Source organism: Vulcaniibacterium thermophilum (assembly GCF_007923255.1).
Taxonomy (GTDB): domain Bacteria; phylum Pseudomonadota; class Gammaproteobacteria; order Xanthomonadales; family Xanthomonadaceae; genus Lysobacter_F; species Lysobacter_F thermophilum.
In genome coordinates this window covers 34,566-56,099 of sequence record NZ_VOHJ01000012.1, presented here as the reverse complement: position 1 = coordinate 56,099, position 21,534 = coordinate 34,566, and the positions used below count along the sequence as shown (strand labels likewise).

Below are 21,534 nucleotides of genomic sequence, written 5' to 3'. Positions count from 1 at the left end.
GCCCATGCGAGTCGTCGGGAAAGGGATCAGCGAAGCGCGGATTTCAGCGCTTTGCGGATGATGGCGGCGGCATCGTCGCCGGCCGCGGCGGCGTCGCGCACCATGCGCTGCGCCTCCGCGGGCTTGTAGCCGAGCTGCTGGAGCGCGACGAGCGCCTCGCTCTGCGGATCGGCCGGAACGCCGGCGCCGATCACGGCGACGCCGCCGCCGGCCAGATCGGCGGCGCGGTCGCGCAGCTCGACCACCATGCGTTCGGCGGTCTTCTTGCCGATGCCGGGAATGCGCGTGAGCGCGGTCACGTCGCCGGCCTGCACCAGACGCGCGAACTCGTCGACCGGGACGCCCGAGAGCACCGCCAGCGCGATCTTGGCACCGATGCCGCTGACCTTCTGCAGATCGCGGAACAGACGCCGCTCGGACTCGCGCAGGAAGCCGTACAGCGCGACGCTGTCCTCCTTCTGCGCGTAGTGGGTGAACAGCACTACCTCGCGCCCGACCTCGGGCAGGTCGTAGAACGTGCTCATCGGCGCTTCCAGCTCGTAGCCGACGCCGTGCACGTCGATCATCAGCCACGGCGGCTGCTTGTAGACCAGGATGCCCTTGAGACGGCCGATCATGCGCGCAGCTCCGTGCTCGGCGCTCGCGGCCATCGCCGCGACGGGGACGTGCCGGGCGCCGCGTGGGCGACCGGCCGCTCGGGACGCCGCATTCCGTCGTTCCCGCGAAAGCGGGATCCCTTGAACGTTGACTGCCGCCTGTGCGACGTCCATGGATCCCCGCTTGCGCAGGGATGACGCCGCGGGAAACGCGTCGCGGATGCGGAGGAACGATCGGTCACGCGATGCAGCGCCAGGCGCACCATCACCGCCTCCTCAACGCCGCCACCGCCACTCCCGCGCGCTGCGCGGTGGCGGACATGTGGGCGTGGGTGAGCGCGATCGCCAGCGCATCGGCGGCGTCGGCCTGCAGCTTGGCCTCCGGCATGTTCAGCAGCAGCCGCACCATGTGCTGCACCTGCGGCTTCTCCGCCGCGCCGCGGCCGACCAGCGACTGCTTGACCACGCGCGGCGCGTACTCGCTCACCGGCAGGCCGCGCCTCACCACGGTGGCGATCGCCGCGCCGCGCGCGTGACCGAGCTTCAGGGCGGACGTCGCCGACTTGTCCATGAACACGCTCTCGATCGCCACCTGCTGCGGCTGCCAGGCATCCAGCAGCGCGTCCAGCCGCTCGCACAGCAGGCCGAGCCGGCGGCAGAAATCCTCCGCGTCGAGCAGCTTCAGCGCCTCGGCATGCACGAAGGCGCAGCGGCCGTCCACGGCGACGTCGATGATGCCCACGCCGGTGCGCTGCGAGCCGGGGTCGATGCCGAGGATGCGGGTCATCGGGCGGGAATCGGGAATCGGGAATCGGGAATCGACAAAGCAGAAGCGGAAACGGGAACCGCGCATGCGCGATTCCCGATTCCCCGTTCCCGGTTCCCCGCCTTACGCATACGCCTCTTCCGGCAGATCGGCGTTGGAGTACACGTTCTGTACGTCGTCGAGGTCTTCCAGCCAGTCGAGCAGCTTGGCGACCTGCTGCGCGGTCTCGCCGGTCACGGCCACGGTGTTGTCGGCGCGGAACGTGACCTCGGCCTCGTCGGGCTTCAGGCCGGCGGCCTCCATTGCCTTGCGGACCGCCTCGAACGCGTCCGGGGCGGTCAGCACCTCGATCGAGCCGTCGTCCGGATGCACCTGGATGTCGTCGGCGCCGGCCTCGATCGCGGCCTCGGTGATGCGGTCCTCGTCGGCGCCGGGCGCATAGCTCAGCACGCCGAGTTTCCTGAACATGAAGGCCACCGAGCCGTCGGTGCCGAGGTTGCCGCCGAACTTGCTGAAGGCGTGGCGCACGTCGGCCACGGTGCGCACGCGGTTGTCGGTCAGGCAGTCGACGATCACCGCCACCCCGCCGGGCGCGTAGCCCTCGTAGCGCACTTCCTCGTAGGCCACGCCTTCCAGCTCGCCGGTCGCCTTCTTGATCGCGCGCTCGATGCTGTCCTTGGTCATGTTGGCGGACAGCGCCTTGTCGATCGCCGCACGCAGGCGCGGGTTGCCGGCCGGATCGCCGCCGCCCTGGCGCGCGGCGACCGAGATCTCACGCACGAGCTTGGTGAAGATCTTGCCCCGCTTCGCGTCCTGCGCGTTCTTGCGGTGCTGGATGTTGGCCCATTTGGAATGGCCGGCCATAGGCGTCGAACACGGGTTTTGCTGCGGCGCGCAAGTATACGCCCGCGCCGCGCTCAGGGTCGGAACCGTCCATTGCGCAGGAACCGGACGGTCAGCGCGGCGGCTTCGGGCGAGAGCACCAGCCCGCTGTGGCTGGCCGGCACGGTGGCGTGGTCGGCCAACCCCGCCAGGCGCGTCTCGGCCACGGCCACGGTGCCGTCGTGCGGGCCGTCGAACGCCGCGAACCAGCGGCCGAGCCCGAGCGGACGGGTGCCGGCGATCGATCCCACCTGCGCGCGCCCGCGCCACGGCCGGCAGCCGCGCTGCAGCGGCTCGGCGGCGCGGCCGAGCAGGCGCCGGGTCGGCCCGTGGCGCGCCAGCCCGCGCGCGGCGACGCTGCCGCACAGCGGCGAGCCGAGGCAGACCACGCGCGCGACCGGCAGCTCGGGATGGGCTTCCAGCACGCCGAGCGCGACCAGCCCGCCGAGGCTATGCGCGACCACGTGCGCCGGTCGCTGCAAGCGTGCGGCCAGCCGCGGCAGCGCGTCCTCCAGGCCGCCGCGCGCGCCGAAGTAGCCGCAGATCTCCGGCGCGAAGCCGGCGGCGCGCAAGCGGCGCGCCAGCGGCGTCATCACCGCGCCCGGCATCCACAGGCCGTGCAGCAGCAGGACGCGTTCGGCGACGGCGGACGGCATCGGCGGATCCCGCGGCCGTCCGCTCAGGACGCGCGCGGCGGGCGGCGCAGGATGAACTCCAGATCGCGCACCCGTCCCACCGGGAACAGGTACTCGCCCGCCTTCTCGAACCCGTAGCGCGCGTAGAAGCGCTGCGCGCCGAAGTTCTCGCTCCACACGCCGATCCACAGCGTGCGCGGGCCGTCGCGTTCGAGCCAGTCGAGCGCGGTCTGGAACAGCCGCGCGCCCCAGCCGCCGTTCTGGCACTCGCGCAGCACGTACAGGCGTTTGAGCTCGCCGTCGCCGGCGGCGACGTCGGGATGCGGCAGGCCGCACGGACCGGTGGCGGCGTGGCCGACCGCCTCGCCGTCGCGCTCCAGCAGCCACACTGCGTAGTCGGGATGCGCGAGGATGGCGCGCTGCTTGTCGATCGCGTAGGCGTCCTCGAGGAACGCCTGCAGATCTTCCGGCGGATACAGATGGCCGAAGGTTTCGGTGAACGTGCGCGCGCACAGGCGCGACAGCGTCTCGGCGTCGGCGGGCGTGGCGCGGCGGATGGTCAGGAGCATGGCGCTGGACACGAGACGGTACGGCGGGTTCTGTTTCGCAAACCGCTCACGTCTTCGGCCGCACCTGCACGTGCACTTCGGCGAGCTGCTCGTCCGGGATCGGCGACGGCGCGCCGGTCATCAGGCATTGTGCGGTGGTGGTCTTGGGGAAGGCGATGACGTCGCGGATCGACTCGGTGCCGGCCATCAGCGCGGCAATGCGGTCGATGCCGAAGGCGATACCGCCGTGCGGCGGCGCGCCGTAGCGCAGCGCTTCCAGCAGGAAGCCGAATTTGAGCTCGGCCTCCTCGCGGCCGATGCCGAGCAGGTCGAACACCGCGCTCTGCATGTCCGACCGGTGGATGCGGATCGAGCCGCCGCCGATCTCGTTGCCGTTGAGCACCATGTCGTAGCCGCGCGACACCGCCGTCGCCGCGTTCGCGCGCAGGTCGTCGATGTCGTCCACCGCCGGCGCGGTGAACGGATGGTGCAGCGCCACGAAGCGGCCGGCTTCCTCGTCCCATTCGAACATCGGGAAGTCGGTCACCCACAGCGGCTTCCAGCCGTCCTCGACCAGGCCGAGGTCCTTGCCGAGCTTCAGGCGCAGCGCGCCCATGAAGTCGCTGGCCACCTTGTAGCTGGCCGCACCGAAGAAAATCGCATCGCCGGTGTTGGCGTGGGTGGCGCGCAGGATGGCATCGAGCGTGGCGTCGTCCAGGAACTTGGCGATCGGCGAGCTGATGCCCTCGCGGCCCTTGGCGGCATCCTCGACCTTCATCCACGCCAGGCCCTTGGCGCCGAACCTGGCGGCGTACGCGGCGTAATCGTCGATCTGCTTGCGCGAGAACTGCGCACCGCCCGGCGCGCGCAGCGCGACCACGCGGCCGTCGGCGGCATTGGCCCAGTCGGCGAACACCTTGAACTCGCAGCCCTTCACCAGCTCGGCGATGTCGGTGAGCTCCAGCACGATGCGCAGGTCCGGCTTGTCGGAACCGAAGCGGCGCATCGCCTCGGCGTAGGTCATGCGCGGGAACGGGTCGGCGAGTTCGACCCCGATCACCTCGCGGAACACGTCGCGGATCATCGCCTCGACCGTGTCCTGCACGTCGCGCTCGCTCACCCACGCGAACTCCATGTCGAGCTGGGTGAATTCGAGCTGGCGGTCGGCGCGCAGCGCCTCGTCGCGGAAGCAGCGCGCGATCTGGTAGTAGCGGTCGAAGCCCGCCATCATCAGGATCTGCTTGAACAGCTGCGGGCTCTGCGGTAGCGCGTAGAACTCGCCCGGATGCATGCGCGCCGGCACCAGGAAGTCGCGCGCGCCCTCGGGCGTCGCCTTGGTGAGGATCGGCGTCTCGATGTCCTGGAAGCCGCGCGCGTCCAGCCAGCGGCGCAGCGCCTGCACCAGCCGGATGCGGGTACGCATCATCCGCTGCATCTCCGGACGGCGCAGGTCGAGATAGCGGTACTTGAGGCGGATGTCCTCGCCCGGGTTCTCGTGGGCGTGGAACGGCAGCGGCTCGGCCTTGTTCAGCACCTCGATGCGGGTGGCGACCACTTCGACCTTGCCGGTGCGGATCCGGTCGTTGATCGCATGGCGCGCGCGCACCACGCCGGTGACGCGCAGGCAGTCCTCGTAATGCAGATGCGCGGCGGTGGCGAGCACCTCGGCGTTGCCTTCGGCGTCCGACGGCTCGGCGACGATCTGCACGATGCCTTCGTGGTCGCGCAGGTCGACGAAGCACAGGCCGCCGAGGTTGCGGGCGACATCCACCCAGCCGCACAGGGTGACGGTCTGGCCGATCAGCGCCTCGTCGACGAGGCCGCAGTAATGGGTGCGCATCAGGGGAAACTCCGTGGGATCGCGGACGCCGCCGGGCGGCGACGGGCCGCCCGGGGATCGCGGGGAAGCGCGTATGGTAGCCGCTCGCGTCGTCGCGGCGGGCTCAGGCCGCGGCCGCCTCCAACTGCTGCCATTCGCTTTCGCCCAGTCGATCGACCAGGTCCAGCGCGGCCAGGTTCTGCAGCAGTTGCTCGACCCGGCTGGCGCCGAGGATGACGCTGGAGACGTGCGGGTTGCGCAGGCACCAGGCGATCGCCAGCGGCGCCGGCTCGTGGCCGAGCGCGCGGGCGGTCTCGGCGAAGCGCTGCGCGCGCCCGAGGCGGTCGGCGTCTTCGTCGCCCACCACGATCCGCCGCAACCAGCCCATGCCCTCGCGGTTCAGGCGCGAATCGGCCTCCGCCGCGCGCCCCTCCGGCCGGCTGTACTTGCCGGTGAGCAGGCCGGAGGCGAGCGGGGAGTACGTGGTGGTGCCGAGTCCGACCTCGGCGTACAACGGCGCGTACTCCAGCTCGACGCGCTCGCGGTGCAGCAGGTTGTACTGCGGCTGCTCCATGGTCGGCGCGTGCAGGTGGTGGGCGCGTGCGATGCGGTGCGCCTCGCGGATCTGCGCCGCGCTCCATTCCGAGGTGCCCCAGTACAGCACCTTGCCCTGGCGGATCAGCGCGTCCATCGCCCACACCGTCTCCTCCACCGGCGTGGCCGGATCGGGACGGTGGCAGAAGTAGAGATCGAGATACTCGACCCGCAACCGCTTCAGCGCCGCGTGGCAGGCATCGGTGACGTGCTTGCGCGACAGCCCGCGCTGGGTCGGCCGCGGATCGGCCGCCGAGCCGAAGAACACCTTGCTCGAGACGCAGAAGCCGTCGCGCGGCAAGCGCAGGTCGGCGATCACATCGCCCATCACCCGCTCGGCCTCGCCGTTGGCGTAACCCTCGGCGTTGTCGAAGAAGGTGATGCCGTGGTCCCAGGCGGCGGCGATCAGCTCGCGCGCGGTCGAGCGGCCGATCTGGTTGCCGAAGGTGACCCAGGCGCCGAACGACAGCGCGGACACGTGCAGGCCGGACGAACCGAGGCGGCGGTAGTGCATGGCGGCTCCGGGGGTGGGATGGGAACGGGGAACGGGGAACGGGGTGCGGGGAACGGGGAACGGGAACGGGAACGGGGAACGGGGAACGGGGAACGGGGAACGGGGAACGGGGAACGGGGTGCGGGGTGGGGTGTGCGGGGTGCGGGGTGCGGGGTGCGGGAAATGGCGCATGCTAGCCCGCGGCGCGTCGCTTGCACGGCGCGCGCTCGTGTTCCCTGTTCCCTGCTCCCGCTACAATGCCGCCCCTTCCTCCGGGGAGTAGCCCGCCGTCGCACGACGGTGCCGCGCGTCAACACACTTGGCCGGCCGGCCATGGCGCGCGGGAGTGTCAGCTCGGGCGAGACCGAAGGCGGACGCCGCGTCCCGGGCCGGGCCGCGCGCGTGCGCCTTCGCGTCCACGCGAACGCCCGGCCCCGGAGTTGCGATGAACACGTTCCTGCTCGCCACCGGCACGGTGGCGCTGGCCGAGATCGGCGACAAAACCCAGTTGCTCGCGCTGCTGCTGGCGGCGCGCTACCGCCGGCCGTGGCCGATCGTCGCCGGCATCCTGCTCGCCACCCTGCTCAACCACGCATTGGCCGGCTGGCTGGGGACGCTGGCCGCGCGCTGGCTGCAGCCGCCGCTGCTGGACTGGCTCGTCGCGCTCAGCTTCCTGCTGGTGGCGGTCTGGACGCTCAAGCCCGACGCGCTGGACGACGACGCGCGGCTGCCCGCACGCGGCGCGTTCCTCGCCGCCACGATCGCCTTCTTCCTTGCCGAGATCGGCGACAAGACCCAGGTCGCCACCGTGCTGCTCGGCGCCCAGGTGCAGCCGCTGTGGCAGGTGGTGGTCGGCACCACGCTCGGCATGCTGGTGGCCAACGTGCCGGTGGTGGTGCTGGGCAGCCGCTTCGCCGCGCGCCTGCCGCTGAAGGCGGCGCGGACCGGCGCCGCGCTGCTGTTCCTGCTGCTCGCGCTGTGGGCCGGCGGGCGCGCGCTGAACGGCTGAACCGGGCGTGGCGCTTGCTGGTCGTCGGGCCGCTGCTCTAGGCTGCGGCGACTTTCGGGGATGCCTTGGGGCGAGATGATGGAAGCGATCGGCCGCATCGGGTTCGGCCTGTTCGGTCTTGCGGTGCTGGTCGGCATCGCCTGGCTGTTCTCCAACAACAAGCGTGCGGTCGACTGGCGTCTGGTGCTGACCGGCATCGCGCTGCAGGTCGGCTTCGCGGCGCTGGTGCTGCTGGTGCCGGGCGGCAAGGACGTGTTCGACGCGATCGGCCGCGGCTTCGTGAAGATCCTCAGCTTCGTCGGCGAAGGCTCGAACTTCATCTTCGGCAGCCTGATGGACACCTCGAAGTTCGGCTTCATCTTCGCCTTCCAGGTGCTGCCGACGATCATCTTCTTCGCCGCCTTCATGGGCGTGCTGTACCACCTCGGCGTGATGCAGGCGGTCGTGCGCGGCATGGCCTGGGCGATCACCCGGGTGATGCGCGTCTCCGGCGCGGAGACCACCAGCGTCTGCGCCAGCGTGTTCATCGGCCAGACCGAGGCGCCGCTGACGGTGCGCCCGTACATTCCGCGCATGACCGAGTCCGAGCTGATCACGATGATGATCGGCGGCATGGCGCATATCGCCGGCGGCGTGCTGGCGGCCTACGTCGGCATGCTCGGCGGCGGAGATCCGGCGCAGCAGGCGTTCTACGCCAAGCACCTGCTGGCGGCTTCCATCATGGCCGCGCCGGCGACGCTGGTGATCGCCAAGATCCTGGTGCCCGAGACGCAGGAGCCGCTCACCCGCGGCACGGTGAAGATGGAGGTCGAGAAGACCACCGCCAACGTGATCGACGCCGCCGCCTCCGGCGCCGCCGACGGCCTCCGGCTCGCGCTCAACATCGCCGCGATGCTGCTCGCCTTCATCGCGCTGATCGCGCTGATCAACTGGCCGCTGACCTGGCTGGGCGAAGTCACCGGCATCGCCGAACGCATCGGCCGCCCGACCGACCTCGCCACCCTCTTCGGCTTCCTGCTGGCGCCGATCGCGTGGGTGATCGGCACGCCGTGGCAGGACGCGCAGGTGGTCGGCTCGCTGATCGGGCAGAAGGTGGTGATCAACGAATTCGTCGCCTACATGGAACTCGCCAAGGTCCTGCACGGCGAAGTGCCGGGCGTTTCGCTCAGCCGCGAGGGCGCGCTGATCGCCACCTACGCGCTGTGCGGCTTCGCCAATTTCAGCTCGATCGCGATCCAGATCGGCGGTATCGGCGGCCTGGCGCCGGAGCGGCGCGCGGATCTGGCGCGGTTCGGCCTGCGCGCGGTGCTGGGCGGCTCGATCGCCACCTTCATGACCGCCACCATCGCCGGCGTGCTGACCTGGTTCGGCGGCTGAGCGCATGGGCGGCCGGGTCGTCGTCGTCGGCAGCTTCAACGTCGACCACGTGTGGTCGGCGGCCAGCCTGCCGCTGCCCGGCCAGACGCTGAGCGGCGCGTACCGCAGCGGCCCGGGCGGCAAGGGCTTCAACCAGGCGATCGCCGCGGTCCGCGCCGGCGCCGAAACCGCGTTCGTATGCGCGCTCGGCGACGACGACGGCGCGCGGCTGGCGCGCACGCTGGCGCAGGCCGACGGCCTGCACCTGCATGCACTGACGGCGGCGGCGCCGACCGGCACCGCCGGCATCTTCGTCGATGCCGAGGGCCGCAACAGCATCGTGATCGGCCCGGGCGCCAATGCGGCGCTCGGCGCGGACTGCGTCTCGGATGCGTCCGTCTGGAACGAGGTGGCGGTGACGGTGACGCAACTGGAAACGCCCGCCGAAGCCGCGCTGGCCGCGTTCGCGCAGGCGCGCGCACACGCTGCGCTCACCCTGCTCAATCCCGCACCGGCCAACGCGCGCGTGCCGCAGGCGCTGTGGCCGCTGACCGACCTCGCCACGCCGAACGAGACCGAGTTCGCCGCGCAACTGGCGGCGCTCGGGGTGGAGGTCGATGCCGCCGCGGTGGCGACGCTGGACGACGACACCCTGCACGCGCTCTGCCGCCGCCTGCTGCCGCACGGCACGGTGGTGGTGACGCTGGGCGCGGCCGGCGTGTTCGTCTCCCATGCCGATCCGCGCCGCTACGCCGACGAGGCCGGCGCCTACCGCCTGGCCGCGGCGCCGGTGTCGGCGGTGGACACCACCGGCGCCGGCGACGCGTTCAACGGCGCACTGGCCGCGTCGCTCGCCCGCGTGCCGGCGCGGCCGCTGCGCGAGCATGCGCTGTTCGCGGTGCGCTATGCCGGCCTGTCGACCGAGCGCGCGGGCGCGGCCGCCGCCATGCCGCGCGCCGACGACGTGGTGGCCCGCTTCGGCGCCTGAGCGGCGCCCCGTGAGAATGCGAAACCTTCTCAAATGAGATTGCTTCGCATTAAACTGTGCGGGACGTCTCCTTCCGGCCCCCCGCATGCCCCGCCTCGTCCCCCTGGCCGCCGCGCTGGCGGCCCTGCTCGCTCTGCCCGTCGACGGACGCGCCGCCGATGACGCCGTCGAGCTGGACCGCGTCACGGTGTCGGCCAGCACCTCGCGCGTGCCGTTCTCCGAATCCGCGCTGCCGAACACGATCACCGTGATCGACCGCGAACAGCTCGAGCAGCAGCTCGCGCTGACGCAGGACCTCTCGCAGGTGCTGGCGAACCTGATCCCCTCGTTCACGCCGTCGCGGCAGAAGCTGACCAACGCCGGCGAGACCCTGCGCGGGCGCAAGCCGCTGTACCTCGTCGATGGCGTGCCGCAGTCGACGCCGCTGCGCGAAGGCGGCCGCGACGGCCACACGATCGATCCGGCGATGATCGAGCGCATCGAGGTGATCCACGGCGCCAACGCGCTGCAGGGCCTCGGCGCCTCGGGCGGCATCATCAACATCATCACCAAGCGCGCGCCGCGCCAGGACGGCGCGGTGTTCCAGGAGGTCGCGCTCGGCGCCAGCAGCGCGCTGCCGCGCGAGGACGACGGCGCCGGCTGGCGCGCGTCGTACCTGCTCGGCACGCGGCGCGGCGCGTTCGACTTCGTCGGCGGCGCGTCGTACGCCAAGGAAGGGCTGTACTACGACGGCGACGGCCGCGCGATCGCGGTCAACGACGTGCAGGGCGACCTGATGGACGCCGCCAGCCACGACCTGTTCGCCAAGGCGGGCTGGACCTTCGCCGACGGCCGCCGGTTGCAGCTCACCGCCAACCGCTACGAGCTGCAGGGCGACAACGACTACGCCACCGTCGATGGCGACATCCGCACCGGCCGGCTCGCGACCTCGGTGCGCGGGCCCAAGCCCGGCGAAGGCCCGCGCAACCGTTCGACCTCGCTCACGCTCGACTACAGCGACGCCGACCTCGCCGGCGGCAGCCTGTCGGCGCAGCTCTACTGGGTCGATTTCAAGGCGTTGTACGGCGGCAGCTACTGGGGCGACTTCTGGCGCGACGGCCGCGATCCGAACTGGTTCGACCAGTCGCAGAACATCTCCGAGAAGCTCGGCGGCAAGTTCGCCTGGTCGCGCGGCGAGCTGTTCGGCCTGCGCCTGCGCGCGACGCTCGGCCTCGACCTGGCGCGCGACACCACCCGCCAGGAGCTGGTGCGCGCCGGCCTCGACTGGGTGCCGGAAACCACCTACGAATCCGCCTCGCCGTTCGTGCAGGCGGAGTGGTGGCCGAGCGATTCGGTGATGCTGACCGGCGGCCTGCGCTACGAGCGCGGGCGGCTCGAGGTGGACGACTACGTCACCATTCCCGCCAACGCCGGCGGCAGCCGCTTCGTGCAGGGCGGCTCGCCCGAGACCAGCGAAGTGCTGCCGAACCTCGGCGTGGTGTGGGAAGCCACGCCCGCGCTGAAGCTGTACGCCTCCTACGCCGAGGGCTACACGGTCGCCGACATCGGCCGCGTGCTGCGCGGCATCACCGCGCCCAACCAGCGCGTGGACGACCTGGTCGACCTGTCGCCGGTGATCGCCGACAACCGGGAGGTCGGGCTCGACTACGACGACGGCACCTGGCTCGCGCACGTCGCGTACTACCGCTCGGAGTCCGAACTCGGCTCGCGACTGGCGTTCGACTCCGCCACGCGCTCGTACAACGTCGTGCGCGAACGCACCGAGATCGAGGGCATCGAAGCGAACCTCGCCTGGCGCTTCTCCGCCGCGGGCCGCGTCGGCGTGGCCTACGCCGGCACGCATGCGCGCTACGACAGCAATGGCGACGACCGGGTCGACAGCGACCTGCCGGGCATCAACGTCAGCCCCGACCGCGTCACCGCGTTCTGGACCCAGGCGTGGACGCCGACGCTCAGCACGCGCCTGCAGGCCAGCCGCGCGCTCGACCGCGAGTTCGACCTGCGCGGCACGCGGGTGGCCTCCTTCGACGGCTACACCACGGTCGACCTGCAGGCGCGCATCGGCCTGCCGCTCGGCGTGCTGACGGTGGGCGTGGAGAACCTGCTCGGCGAGCAGTACGTCACCTACTACTCGCAGAGCACGCCGCGCAACGACACCTATGTCGCCGGCCGCGGGCGCGTGCTGACGCTGGCCTGGTCGCACCGCTTCTGATGGCCGCCGTCGCCGCGCCCGCCCGCCGTGCCGCCGCCGATCGCGTGCGGCGGCGCGTGCGCGCGGCGCTGGCGTGGCTGCATCTGTGGGTCGGGCTCGCGGCCGGGACGCTGTTCGCCGTGCTGGGGCTGTCGGGCAGCGTGCTGGTGTTCCATGCCGAGCTGCTGCGACTGCAGCATCCGGCGCTGGCGGCGCAGCCGGTGCACGCCGATGCCCGCGTGCTGGAGCGCATCCTTGCCGAATGGGAAGCGCGCGGGCTGCGCGCGATCGACCTGCCGCGCGAGGCGATGCCGGCGTGGCAGGCGTTCTTCGAGGACGGCAGCCGCCGCTACTTCGCCACCGGCGACGGCGCGCTGCTGCTGACGCGCACGACCGGCAGCGATCCGCTGCTGTGGCTGCACGAACTGCACACGCATTTGCTCGCCGGCGAGGCGGGCGAGCAGGCGGTGGGCGTGGTGGGCTGGATCGCGCTGTTCCTGCTGCTGTCCGGGCTGTACCTGTGGTGGCCGCGGCTGGCGCGCGTGCTGTCGCACCTGCGCGTGCACGCCGGGCCGCCGACGCGGCGCTGGCTCACCTGGCACCGCAGTTCCGGCGTGCTGCTGTGGCCGTTGCTGGTGCTGGCGGTGCTGACCGGGCTCGGGATGGTCTATCACGACCTTGCACGTGCGGTGCTCACCGGCCTGTTCGGCGGCGGCCCGGTGCCGAAGGCACAGCCGGCGTCGGCGGTCGAAACCGACTGGCCGCGCCTGCTCGCCAGCGCACGCGCGGCCTGGCCGCAGGCCGAGCTGGTGCGCGTCGCGCCGCCGCGCGAAGGCGTGGTCACGGTGCGCGTGCGCGCTCCGGGCGAATGGCATCCGAACGGCCGCAGCCTGCTGTTCGTGCAGGCCGACGGGCGCCTGCAGGGCCGCTTCGACGCCACCGCGCAGGCGCCGGGCGGGCGCATGGACGCGGCGATCTACCCGCTGCACATCGGCGCGGTCGGCGGCTGGCCGCTGCGCATCGCCACCGCGCTCGCCGGCCTGCTCCCCGCGTTCCTGCTCGTCACCGGCTTCCTGTTCTGGCGCCGCCGCCGCGGGCGCTGAAACCGGCCCGCTAGAATGCGCGCCATGCGCATCGGGCCCCACCTCATCGAACCGCGCGTGATCCTCGCCCCGATGGCGGGCGTCACCGACAAGCCGTTCCGGGTGCTGTGCAAGCGCCTGGGCGCGGGCCTGTGCGTGTCGGAGATGACCACCAGCGATCCGCGCTTCTGGAACACCGCCAAGTCGCGCCACCGGATGGACCACGACGGCGAGCCGGCGCCGATCAGCGTGCAGATCGCCGGCACCGTGCCGGAGGCGATGGCCGAGGCCGCGCGCCACAACGTCGCCCACGGCGCGCAGATCATCGACATCAACATGGGCTGCCCGGCGAAGAAGGTCTGCAACGCCTGGGCCGGTTCGGCGCTGATGCGCGATCCGCCGCTGGTGGCGCGCATTCTCGAAGCGGTGGTGCGTGCGGTCGAGGTGCCGGTGACGCTCAAGATCCGCACCGGCTGGGCCGCGGGCCACCGCAACGCGCTTCAGATCGCGCGCATCGCCGAGGCCAGCGGCATCCGGGCGCTCGCCATCCACGGCCGCACGCGCGATCAGATGTACACCGGCCAGGCCGAGTACGACACGATTGCCGAAGTGAAGGCGGCGCTGCGCATTCCGGTGATCGCCAACGGCGACGTCGATTCGCCGGACAAGGCCGCCCACGTGCTGCGCGCGACCGGCGCGGATGCGGTGATGGTCGGCCGCGCCGCGCAGGGCCGGCCGTGGATCTTCCGCGAGATCGCGCACTTCCTCGCCACCGGCGAGCGCCTGCCGGAACCGACGCTGGCCGAGGTGCGCGACCTGCTGCTCGACCACCTGCAGGCGCTGCACGCGTTCTACGGCGAGCCCTCGGGCGTGCGCATCGCGCGCAAGCATCTGGGCTGGTACGCCAAGGACCGGCCGGAGAACGCCGCGTTCCGGCACGTGGTCGTGCGCGCGGAGACCGCCGAGGAACAGTTGCGGCTGACCCGCGACTACTTCGACGCGCTGATCGCCGGCGTGCGTCCCGATCTGCCCGCGGCGGCCTGAGCCGCGCGCCTGAACGCCGCCCGGCCAGCGAGACCGCGCCGGCCGGTATACTTCGCGCATCCCCGATCCCCTCCGCACCGGCGCCCATCGCGCCGCGCCGCCATGTCCGACGTTTCCACCGAAGCCCAGCGCCGGCGCACGTTCGCCATCATCTCGCACCCCGACGCCGGCAAGACCACGCTGACCGAGAAGCTGCTGCTGTTCGGCGGCGCGATCCAGATGGCAGGCAGCGTCAAGGGCCGCAAGGCCGCGCGCCACGCCACCTCCGACTGGATGGCGCTGGAGAAGGAGCGCGGCATCTCGGTGACCAGCTCGGTGATGCAGTTCCCGTATGCCGGGCGCATCGTCAACCTGCTCGACACCCCCGGCCACGCCGACTTCGGCGAGGACACCTACCGCGTGCTGACCGCGGTCGACTCGGCGCTGATGGTGATCGACGTCGCCAAGGGCGTGGAGGAGCGCACGATCAAGCTGATGGAGGTCTGCCGGCTGCGCGATACGCCGATCATGACCTTCATCAACAAGCTCGACCGCGAGGGCAAGAACCCGATCGAGCTGCTCGACGAGGTCGAGTCGGTGCTGAAGATCCAGTGCGCGCCGGTGACCTGGCCGATCGGCATGGGCCAGCGCCTGAAGGGCGTGGTGCACCTGCTCACCGGCGAGGTGCATCTGTACGAGCCCGGCCGCAACTTCACCCGGCAGGATTCGACCATCTTCCCCTCGATCGACGATCCGCAGCTCGAGGCGCGCATCGGCGCGCAGATGCTGGCCGAGCTGCGCGAGGAACTGGAACTGGTCGAAGGCGCCTCGCACCCGTTCGACCTCGGCAAGTACCTGCGTGGCGAGCAGACCCCGGTGTTCTTCGGCTCGGCGGTCAACAACTTCGGCGTGCAGCTTCTGCTGGACTTCTTCGTCGAGCACGCCCCCGCACCGCGCCCGCGCGCGACCACCACCCGCGAGGTGCAGCCGCACGAGGACAAGCTGACCGGCTTCGTGTTCAAGATCCAGGCCAACATGGACCCGCAGCACCGCGACCGGGTCGCGTTCATGCGCATCTGCTCGGGCCGCTTCACCGCCGGCATGAAGGCGTTCCACGTGCGCAGCGGCAAGGAGATCAAGCTCGCCAACGCGCTCACCTTCATGGCCAGCGACCGCGAGATCGCCGAGAACGCGTATCCGGGCGACGTGATCGGCATCCACAACCACGGCACGATCTCGATCGGCGACAGCTTCACCGAAGGCGAGCCGCTCGGCTTCACCGGCATCCCCAACTTCGCGCCGGAGCTGTTCCGCCGCGCGCGCCTGCGCGACCCGCTCAAGCTCAAGCAATTGCAGAAGGGCCTGGCGCAGCTATCCGAGGAGGGCGCGACCCAGTTCTTCCGTCCGCTGATGAGCAACGACCTGATCCTCGGCGCGGTCGGCACGCTGCAGTTCGACGTGGTCGCCTACCGGTTGAAGGACGAGTACGGCGTCGATGCGAGCTTCGAGCCGGTGAACGTGGCCACCGCGCGCTGGATCCGCTGCGACGACGCGAAGAAGCTCGAGGAGTTCCGCGAGAAGAACGCGATGAACCTCGCGCTCGACGCCGCCGGCGAGCTGGTCTACCTCGCGCCGACGCGCGTCAACCTGCAGCTCGCCCAGGAGCGCGCGCCCGAGGTGCGTTTCCTCGCCACCCGCGAGCACGCGCACGCGGTGACGTTCGACTGATTCAGGCGCCGGGCGCGCTCCGGAGCAGCGGCGCGAGCCACGCGGGCTCGGGTTGGTCGAGGTCGTAGTACTCGAAGATCAGGTGGATGCGGTCGGTGTCGCCGGCGTTGTGCACCGCGTGCACGCCCATGTTGTTGACCTCGACCGCCTCGCCCTCGGCGAAGTGGTAGCCGATGCCGTCGACGAAGAACGTCACCTTGTCGTTGGTCAGCAGCGGCACGTGGATCTTGTGCGGCCATTTCGCCGCCGGATTGGCATCGCGGTGCGGCTTGATGATGCCGCCGGGCGCCATCCGCGCCAGCATCACCCGCGGGAACGCCGCGCGCGCGTAGCCGTAGGGTGCGGTGGCCTGCGCCAGCACCGGCTCGAGCAGGGCGCGCCATTGCGCCCACAGCGGACGTTCGTACGACTGCCGCCAGTCGACGAAGTTGCTGACGAAGCGGAACACGATGTGGCGGGTGCGATCGAGCGCCTCGAAGCGGTTCGGCTTGTCGGCGTTCTCGGCGTCCCACACCTCTTCGGGAATACGCAGCACGGCCTCGCGCAACGCGTCGATGTCCACCCGTCCCAGCCGGCGCACGGTGGTCGTCTTGCGGGGGTTCGCGCCCGGTGCGTGCATGGCCGCCCTCAGAAGTCGTAGCCGAACAGGTCCAGATCGCGCGCGTAGAGCGCGCGCACCCCGGCGATCAGCCTGTCGTCGTAATACTGACGGTAGTCGCCGCGGCGCGAGCTGTTGACGCGCTCCAGCGGCCGCGACGGAATGCCGATCCGGCGACACGCCTCGTCGAAGCTGTCCTGCATCGTCTCCACGCGGCCGACGTAGTCCGCCATCAGCCCGCCGGCCTCGTCCACCAGCAGCGTGTGCTGCGGCTGGAACAGGATGTGCTGCAGCGGCCGCACGGTGAACAGGATGTGGTGCATCACCGCGGTCGGGTTGCGCTCGAACGCGCCGTTCTGGCGGGTCATGAACGAGCAGTAGGAGACGAAGCGGTCGAACGGGTTGCGCACGAAGGCGAATTTGAAATACGAGCGCATCGCCTCTTCGCCGAGGAACGGCGCCACCTGCCGCAGACTCAGATGGCCGTGCCGGATCGCGGCGAGCTCGGGCCAGGGGAAGCGCCTGTCGACGAACAGGCCCACCTGCTCGAGATCGCCGTCGGCCATGCGCTCGCGCAGCGCCTGGCGCACCGAATGCGTCCCGGTCTTGGGGATGGCGACGAAGATGAAGCGGTGGGCGTGCGAGACGATCATGCGGGCTCCCCGGACGTTTGCAGTGTAGCCGCCGCCGACGCCGGTCGAGCAATTGCTCGATGCCCGCTTGCCACGCTCGCGGCCATGCCTGCCCCTGCGCGCGAAGAACTCTGGAACGCCTTGACCCACGGCGTCGGCGCGGCGGCCGCGCTGGCCGGGGGATCGGTGCTGATCACGCTGGCCGCGCTGTACGGCGATGGCTGGCAGCTCGCCGGGGCGATCGTGTTCGGCGCCTGCCTGCTGCTGCTCTATCTGGCGTCCACGCTGTACCACGCGATCCAGCATCCGGTGCTGAAAGGGCGCCTGCAGGTGTTCGACCACTGCGCCATCTACCTGCTGATCGCCGGCACCTACACTCCCTACACGCTGGTCGGCCTGCGCGGCCCGTGGGGCTGGACGCTGTTCGCGGCGATCTGGACGCTCGCGCTCGCCGGGGTGGTGTTCAAGCTGTTCCATACCGGCCGCTTCGAGCGGCTCTCGACCCTGCTCTACATCGCGATGGGCTGGCTGGTGCTGATCGCGATCCGGCCGCTGCTGGCGGCGCTCGACGGCTGGACGCTGGGCTGGCTGCTCGCCGGCGGTCTCTGTTACACGCTGGGCACCGTGTTCTATCACCGGCCGCGCATGCGTTACGGCCATGCGGTCTGGCATCTGTTCGTGATCGGCGGCAGCGTCTGCCACTACGTCTCGGTGCTGGCGCAGGTGCTGCGCTGACGGCGCGCGCACGCCGCTGAATCCCTCACAACCGGTTCACCGGCGCTTGACCGGCCGCGCCCGAAGGTCGGGCCGATGGCCGATCCGACGCCCGCCCGTGGTCCCGTCACGCCCGCCGCGATGCGCCGGCATCCGTGGCGCACGCTGCTGGCCCTGCTGGCGCTGGCGCTGGTGGTGCTGGTTCTGCTGTGGGACTGGAACTGGTTCCGGCGCCCGCTCGAGCGCGCGGTGGAGGCGCGCACCGGGCGCACGTTCGACATCCTCGGCGATCTCGACGTCGATCTCGGCTGGACCACCACGACGGTCCGGCTCGACCGCATCCGCTTCGGCAACGCCGGATGGTCCAGGCAGCCGCTGATGGCGCAGGCCGAGCGCGTGGAGCTGGACCTCGCGATCCGGCCGCTGTTCGCACGGCGCGTGGTGATTCCCGAGCTTCGGCTGACCCGGCCGCAACTCCTGCTCGAGGCGCACCCCTCCGGCAAGGGCGGCAACTGGCAGTTCGGCGAACCCGGCGAAGCGGCGACCGAGTTCCGCCGCCTGCTGGTGGAACGCGGCCACCTGCGGTACCTCAGCGCACGCGATCGCACCGACGTGCGCATCGGCGTGCACAGCATCGCGCCCGCCGCGGGACGCGACGCGGCGATCGCCCTGGTCGGCGGCGGCCGCTTCCGCGGCAACGCGTTCCGCATCGAAGGCCGCGCCGCGCCGCCGCTGCAGTTGCGCGACACCGAGCGTCCGTACCGGATCGACGTGCGCGCGGTCGCCGGCGCGACCCGCGCGCATGCGCGCGGCACCCTGCTCGATCCGGTCCGCCTGCGCGACTTCGACCTGCGCCTGGCCCTGTCCGGCAAGAACCTGGAGGATCTCTACCCGCTGCTGGGCCTGTCGATGCCACCGACGCCGCCGTACTCGGTCGACGGCCGCCTCGGCCGCGACATCCGCGGCGCGCTGACCACGTGGCGATACCACGACTTCACCGGCCGCGTCGGCGACAGCGACCTCGCCGGCGACGTCGACGTCACCACCGGCGGACCGCGGCCGTTCTTCAAGGGCGATCTGCATTCGCGCCGGCTCGACTTCGACGACCTCGCCGGCTTCGTGGGCGGCGCGCCGCGGCCGGAGGAGACCACCAATCCCGAGCTGGCCGCGCTCGCCGCGCAGCGCCGGGCCAGCCCGCGGCTGCTGCCCGACACGCCGTACCGGCTCGACAAACTGCGCGCGATGGACGCCGACGTCCGCCTGCGCGCGCAACGCATCGACGCGCCGAAGCTGCCGCTGGAGCGGATGGACGCGCACCTGACCCTCAAGGCCGGCCTGCTGCGGCTGGACCCGCTCGACTTCGGCATGGCCGACGGCCGCATCCGCTCCACCGTCACCCTCGACGCGCGCCGCAGTCCGATCCGCACCCACGCCGACATCGACGCCACGCGCCTGACGCTCGCCAAGCTGCTGCCGAACGTGAAGCTCGCCAGCGACGCGGTGGGCCGCGTCGGCGGCCACGTCGACCTGACCGGCAGCGGCAACTCGATCGCCGCCATGCTCGGCAGCAGCGACGGCAGCGTCGCGCTCGGCATGGGCAAGGGGCAGATCAGCAACCTGCTGATGGAGTTCGCCGGCATCGACGTGGCCGAGATCGTCAAGTTCAAACTGACCGACGACCGCAAGGTCCCGGTGCGCTGCGCGTTCGCCGACTTCGAGGTGCGGGACGGCGTGATGAAGACGCGCGCGCTGGCGTTCGACACCACCGACACCATCGTGGTCGGCTCGGGCACCATCGATCTCGGCGAGGAGCGGCTCGACCTCACCCTGCGTCCGCGCCCCAAGGACCGCAGCCTGCTGGCGCTGCGCACGCCGCTGTACGTGGAAGGCGCGTTCAAGCAGCCGCGCGTGCGGCCCGACTACGGCCGCCTCGGCCTGCGCGGCGCGATCGCGCTGGCGCTGGGCACCATCACGCCGCCGGCCGCCTTGCTGGCGACGCTCGAACTGGGCCCCGGCGAGAACGCCGACTGCGGCGGGCGGTATGCGAAATGAGGGCGCGGGTTTCGGCCGCGGATTTTCACGGATGAACACGGATCGAGCCGGATTCGATCCGCGCAGGCCGCGCTGAGCGCCACGAAGCGCCACGTGGCGTCAAAGCCGTTGGGCTTCGCCTCCGGCGCAGCCCCACCTACGGTTTCCCCGACACTCCCCGTAGGTTGGGCTGAGCGAAGCGAAGCCCAACATCGCACCGCCAGCCCGACGTCATGCCGCGCGAACGTTGCGCTTCGCCTCCGGCTCAGCCCAACCTACGGCTGCGCGCAGAGGCAGCGACGGTGCAAGCATCCGCCACGGAATCCGGCGACCAACCGCGGATCCGCACCAGGACCGCGTTTTGATCGGCGTTTATCCGTGCCAATCCGTGGCCAAGACGCGTAACGCCGATATGCACGCTCACGCCGCGCCGGCGATGTACCGCTGCAACTGGTCCAGTTCGACCTGCTGGTCCTCGATCACCGCCTTCACCAGGTCGCCGATCGACACCACGCCGACCACGCGCCCCTGCTCCATCACCGGCAGATGGCGGATGCGGCGCTCGGTGACGATCTGCATGCAGCGCTCGACGGTGTCGTTGGGCGTCACCGTGATCACGTCGGCGGTCATGATCGCGCGCACCGGCGTGTCGGCCGACGAGCGGCCCTGCAGCACGACCTTGCGCGCGTAGTCGCGCTCGGACAGGATGCCGACCAGCCGCGCGCCCTCCATCACCAGCGTCGCGCCGATCGACTTCTCCGCCATCAGCCGGATCGCCTCGATCACCGGCGCGTCCGGCCCGATCGCGAAGATGTCAGCGGGCTTGGCCTCCAACAGCTGCTTCACGGTGCGCATCGCCGTGGCCTCCTTCGGGTGAGCCTGGCGCCGAGGATACTCCCCTTGCGGGCCGCCAGGTGTCGACCAGGTAGAGCGGGCGCTGCTTCGACTCCTCGTACAGCCGTCCGAGGTACTCGCCGATCAGGCCGAGCGCGATCAGTTGCACCCCGCCCAGGAACAGGATCACCGCCATCATCGTCGGCCAACCGGCGACCGGATCGCCCCACAGCAGCGCCTTGACCACCACCCACGTGCCGTAGGCGAAGGCGAGCATCGCCGTCGCCAGTCCCAGATAGGTCGCCAGCCGCAGCGGCGCGGTCGAGAAACTGGTGATGCCCTCCAGCGCGAAGTTCCACAGCCGCCAGTAGTCGAACTTGCTGCGGCCGGCCGCGCGCGGCGCGCGCTGGTACGGAATCGACACCCGCCGGTAGCCGATCCAGCCGAACAGCCCCTTCATGAAGCGGTGGCGTTCGCGCAACTGGCGCAGGGCGGCCAGCGCGCGCGGCGACAGCAGACGGAAGTCGCCGGTGTCGGCCGGGATCGGCGTTTTCGACAGCCGCCCGATCACGCGGTAGAACGCGTGCGCGGTGACGCGCTTGAACCAGCTCTCGCCCTCGCGCTCGGTGCGCGTGCCGTAGACGTCGTCGTAGCCCTCGCGCCATTTGGCGACGAACTGCGGGATCAGCTCCGGCGGATCCTGGCCGTCGGCGTCGAGGATCACCACCGCACCGTCGTCCGCCGCGTCCAGCCCGGCGGTGAGCGCGGCCTCCTTGCCGAAGTTGCGCGACAGCCGCAGCAGCGCCACGCGCGGGTCGGCGCCGGCCAATCCGCACAGCACCTCCCAGGTGCGGTCGCGGCTGCCGTCGTCGACGTACAGCACGCGCGCCTCGATGCCGTGCTCGCGCTCGGCCGCCTCCAGCGCCGCGACGATGCGCGGATGCAGCAGCGGCAGGCTGTCGGCTTCGTTGAAAGCGGCGACGACGGCGGTCAGCAGGGGCCGGTTCATGCGCGC

General features: G+C 71.2%; 20 protein-coding genes. 9 read left to right on the top strand and 11 right to left on the bottom strand.

Annotated features, from left to right (window positions below):
- Positions 1–26 precede the first annotated feature (26 nt).
- From ruvA to FQY64_RS06820, 7 genes are all read right to left on the bottom strand, one after another.
- Positions 27–617, bottom strand: a complete 591-nt coding sequence (gene ruvA, locus FQY64_RS06850; protein WP_146473233.1) for a Holliday junction branch migration protein RuvA — start codon at positions 615–617, stop codon at positions 27–29.
- Positions 618–861: 244 nt separating this feature from the next.
- Positions 862–1,383: a crossover junction endodeoxyribonuclease RuvC gene (gene ruvC / locus FQY64_RS06845; RefSeq protein WP_146473231.1), complete on the bottom strand. Its 522-nt coding sequence runs from the start codon at positions 1,381–1,383 to the stop codon at positions 862–864.
- 102 nt (positions 1,384–1,485) lie between these two features.
- Complete coding sequence (locus FQY64_RS06840; RefSeq protein WP_146473229.1) at positions 1,486–2,226, bottom strand: YebC/PmpR family DNA-binding transcriptional regulator; 741 nt, start codon at positions 2,224–2,226, stop codon at positions 1,486–1,488.
- Positions 2,227–2,279: 53 nt separating this feature from the next.
- Positions 2,280–2,900 carry an esterase/lipase family protein gene (locus FQY64_RS06835; protein ID WP_146473227.1) on the bottom strand — a complete coding sequence of 207 codons (621 nt, stop codon included), beginning with the start codon at positions 2,898–2,900 and terminating at the stop codon, positions 2,280–2,282.
- Between the two features lie 23 nt (positions 2,901–2,923).
- On the bottom strand, positions 2,924–3,448 hold the full coding sequence (locus tag FQY64_RS06830) for a GNAT family N-acetyltransferase (protein ID WP_146473225.1): 525 nt from the start codon (positions 3,446–3,448) through the stop codon (positions 2,924–2,926).
- A 46-nt stretch (positions 3,449–3,494) separates the two neighbouring features.
- Complete coding sequence (gene aspS / locus FQY64_RS06825; RefSeq protein ID WP_146473223.1) at positions 3,495–5,267, bottom strand: aspartate--tRNA ligase; 1,773 nt, start codon at positions 5,265–5,267, stop codon at positions 3,495–3,497.
- Between the two features lie 103 nt (positions 5,268–5,370).
- Positions 5,371–6,354, bottom strand: a complete 984-nt coding sequence (locus FQY64_RS06820) for an aldo/keto reductase (RefSeq protein ID WP_146473221.1) — start codon at positions 6,352–6,354, stop codon at positions 5,371–5,373.
- A gap of 424 nt (positions 6,355–6,778) precedes the next feature.
- Between FQY64_RS06820 and FQY64_RS06815 the strand changes: the two genes are divergently transcribed.
- The 7 genes from FQY64_RS06815 (at position 6,779) to FQY64_RS06785 (ending at position 15,710) form a co-directional block, all read left to right on the top strand.
- Positions 6,779–7,342, top strand: coding sequence for a TMEM165/GDT1 family protein (locus FQY64_RS06815; protein ID WP_146473219.1), 564 nt, complete (start codon positions 6,779–6,781; stop codon positions 7,340–7,342).
- Between the two features lie 75 nt (positions 7,343–7,417).
- The gene (locus FQY64_RS06810) at positions 7,418–8,719 is read left to right on the top strand and encodes a NupC/NupG family nucleoside CNT transporter (protein WP_146473282.1); all 1,302 of its coding nucleotides are present in this window, start codon (positions 7,418–7,420) and stop codon (positions 8,717–8,719) included.
- Between the two features lie 4 nt (positions 8,720–8,723).
- Positions 8,724–9,686, top strand: a complete 963-nt coding sequence (locus FQY64_RS06805; RefSeq protein WP_146473217.1) for a ribokinase — start codon at positions 8,724–8,726, stop codon at positions 9,684–9,686.
- Positions 9,687–9,771: 85 nt separating this feature from the next.
- Positions 9,772–11,898, top strand: coding sequence for a TonB-dependent receptor (locus FQY64_RS06800; RefSeq protein ID WP_146473215.1), 2,127 nt, complete (start codon positions 9,772–9,774; stop codon positions 11,896–11,898).
- Positions 11,898–12,980, top strand: coding sequence for a PepSY-associated TM helix domain-containing protein (locus tag FQY64_RS06795; RefSeq protein WP_229814885.1), 1,083 nt, complete (start codon positions 11,898–11,900; stop codon positions 12,978–12,980). The genes FQY64_RS06800 and FQY64_RS06795 overlap by 1 nt, the downstream gene beginning before the upstream one ends.
- Before the next feature lie 24 nt (positions 12,981–13,004).
- Complete coding sequence (gene dusB, locus FQY64_RS06790; RefSeq protein WP_146473213.1) at positions 13,005–14,003, top strand: tRNA dihydrouridine synthase DusB; 999 nt, start codon at positions 13,005–13,007, stop codon at positions 14,001–14,003.
- A gap of 102 nt (positions 14,004–14,105) precedes the next feature.
- Positions 14,106–15,710: a peptide chain release factor 3 gene (locus tag FQY64_RS06785; RefSeq protein ID WP_146473211.1), complete on the top strand. Its 1,605-nt coding sequence runs from the start codon at positions 14,106–14,108 to the stop codon at positions 15,708–15,710.
- Between the two features lies 1 nt (position 15,711).
- Here FQY64_RS06785 and FQY64_RS06780 read toward each other — a convergent pair whose 3' ends face one another.
- Positions 15,712–16,329 (bottom strand): aspartyl/asparaginyl beta-hydroxylase domain-containing protein, encoded by a 618-nt coding sequence (locus tag FQY64_RS06780; protein ID WP_146473209.1) that lies wholly within the window; start codon positions 16,327–16,329, stop codon positions 15,712–15,714.
- A gap of 8 nt (positions 16,330–16,337) precedes the next feature.
- On the bottom strand, positions 16,338–16,961 hold the full coding sequence (locus FQY64_RS06775) for a sulfotransferase family 2 domain-containing protein (RefSeq protein ID WP_146473207.1): 624 nt from the start codon (positions 16,959–16,961) through the stop codon (positions 16,338–16,340).
- Between the two features lie 84 nt (positions 16,962–17,045).
- Here FQY64_RS06775 and trhA point away from each other — a divergent pair, with 84 nt between their 5' ends.
- Positions 17,046–17,675 carry a PAQR family membrane homeostasis protein TrhA gene (trhA, locus tag FQY64_RS06770; RefSeq protein WP_146473205.1) on the top strand — a complete coding sequence of 210 codons (630 nt, stop codon included), beginning with the start codon at positions 17,046–17,048 and terminating at the stop codon, positions 17,673–17,675.
- A gap of 75 nt (positions 17,676–17,750) precedes the next feature.
- A complete protein-coding gene (locus tag FQY64_RS06765; RefSeq protein WP_229814884.1) occupies positions 17,751–19,706 on the top strand; it encodes an AsmA family protein in 1,956 nt (651 codons plus the stop codon).
- A 399-nt stretch (positions 19,707–20,105) separates the two neighbouring features.
- Here FQY64_RS06765 and FQY64_RS06760 read toward each other — a convergent pair whose 3' ends face one another.
- Positions 20,106–20,540, bottom strand: a complete 435-nt coding sequence (locus FQY64_RS06760) for a CBS domain-containing protein (RefSeq protein ID WP_146473203.1) — start codon at positions 20,538–20,540, stop codon at positions 20,106–20,108.
- Complete coding sequence (locus FQY64_RS06755; protein ID WP_146473201.1) at positions 20,500–21,528, bottom strand: glycosyltransferase family 2 protein; 1,029 nt, start codon at positions 21,526–21,528, stop codon at positions 20,500–20,502. Before FQY64_RS06755 ends, FQY64_RS06760 begins: the two co-directional genes overlap by 41 nt.
- Positions 21,529–21,534: the final 6 nt, after the last annotated feature.

Excerpts from the sequence above, each read along its gene's own strand:
- ruvA (WP_146473233.1), bottom strand. The coding sequence starts at position 617 with ATGATCGGCCGTCTCAAGGGCATCCTGGTCTACAAGCAGCCGCCGTGG.
- ruvC (WP_146473231.1), bottom strand. The coding sequence starts at position 1,383 with ATGACCCGCATCCTCGGCATCGACCCCGGCTCGCAGCGCACCGGCGTG.
- FQY64_RS06840 (WP_146473229.1), bottom strand. The coding sequence starts at position 2,226 with ATGGCCGGCCATTCCAAATGGGCCAACATCCAGCACCGCAAGAACGCG.
- FQY64_RS06835 (WP_146473227.1), bottom strand. The coding sequence starts at position 2,900 with ATGCCGTCCGCCGTCGCCGAACGCGTCCTGCTGCTGCACGGCCTGTGG.
- FQY64_RS06830 (WP_146473225.1), bottom strand. The coding sequence starts at position 3,448 with ATGCTCCTGACCATCCGCCGCGCCACGCCCGCCGACGCCGAGACGCTG.
- aspS (WP_146473223.1), bottom strand. The coding sequence starts at position 5,267 with ATGCGCACCCATTACTGCGGCCTCGTCGACGAGGCGCTGATCGGCCAG.
- FQY64_RS06820 (WP_146473221.1), bottom strand. The coding sequence starts at position 6,354 with ATGCACTACCGCCGCCTCGGTTCGTCCGGCCTGCACGTGTCCGCGCTG.
- FQY64_RS06815 (WP_146473219.1), top strand. The coding sequence starts at position 6,779 with ATGAACACGTTCCTGCTCGCCACCGGCACGGTGGCGCTGGCCGAGATC.
- FQY64_RS06810 (WP_146473282.1), top strand. The coding sequence starts at position 7,418 with ATGATGGAAGCGATCGGCCGCATCGGGTTCGGCCTGTTCGGTCTTGCG.
- FQY64_RS06805 (WP_146473217.1), top strand. The coding sequence starts at position 8,724 with ATGGGCGGCCGGGTCGTCGTCGTCGGCAGCTTCAACGTCGACCACGTG.
- FQY64_RS06800 (WP_146473215.1), top strand. The coding sequence starts at position 9,772 with ATGCCCCGCCTCGTCCCCCTGGCCGCCGCGCTGGCGGCCCTGCTCGCT.
- FQY64_RS06795 (WP_229814885.1), top strand. The coding sequence starts at position 11,898 with ATGGCCGCCGTCGCCGCGCCCGCCCGCCGTGCCGCCGCCGATCGCGTG.
- dusB (WP_146473213.1), top strand. The coding sequence starts at position 13,005 with ATGCGCATCGGGCCCCACCTCATCGAACCGCGCGTGATCCTCGCCCCG.
- FQY64_RS06785 (WP_146473211.1), top strand. The coding sequence starts at position 14,106 with ATGTCCGACGTTTCCACCGAAGCCCAGCGCCGGCGCACGTTCGCCATC.
- FQY64_RS06780 (WP_146473209.1), bottom strand. The coding sequence starts at position 16,329 with ATGCACGCACCGGGCGCGAACCCCCGCAAGACGACCACCGTGCGCCGG.
- FQY64_RS06775 (WP_146473207.1), bottom strand. The coding sequence starts at position 16,961 with ATGATCGTCTCGCACGCCCACCGCTTCATCTTCGTCGCCATCCCCAAG.
- trhA (WP_146473205.1), top strand. The coding sequence starts at position 17,046 with ATGCCTGCCCCTGCGCGCGAAGAACTCTGGAACGCCTTGACCCACGGC.
- FQY64_RS06765 (WP_229814884.1), top strand. The coding sequence starts at position 17,751 with ATGGCCGATCCGACGCCCGCCCGTGGTCCCGTCACGCCCGCCGCGATG.
- FQY64_RS06760 (WP_146473203.1), bottom strand. The coding sequence starts at position 20,540 with ATGCGCACCGTGAAGCAGCTGTTGGAGGCCAAGCCCGCTGACATCTTC.
- FQY64_RS06755 (WP_146473201.1), bottom strand. The coding sequence starts at position 21,528 with ATGAACCGGCCCCTGCTGACCGCCGTCGTCGCCGCTTTCAACGAAGCC.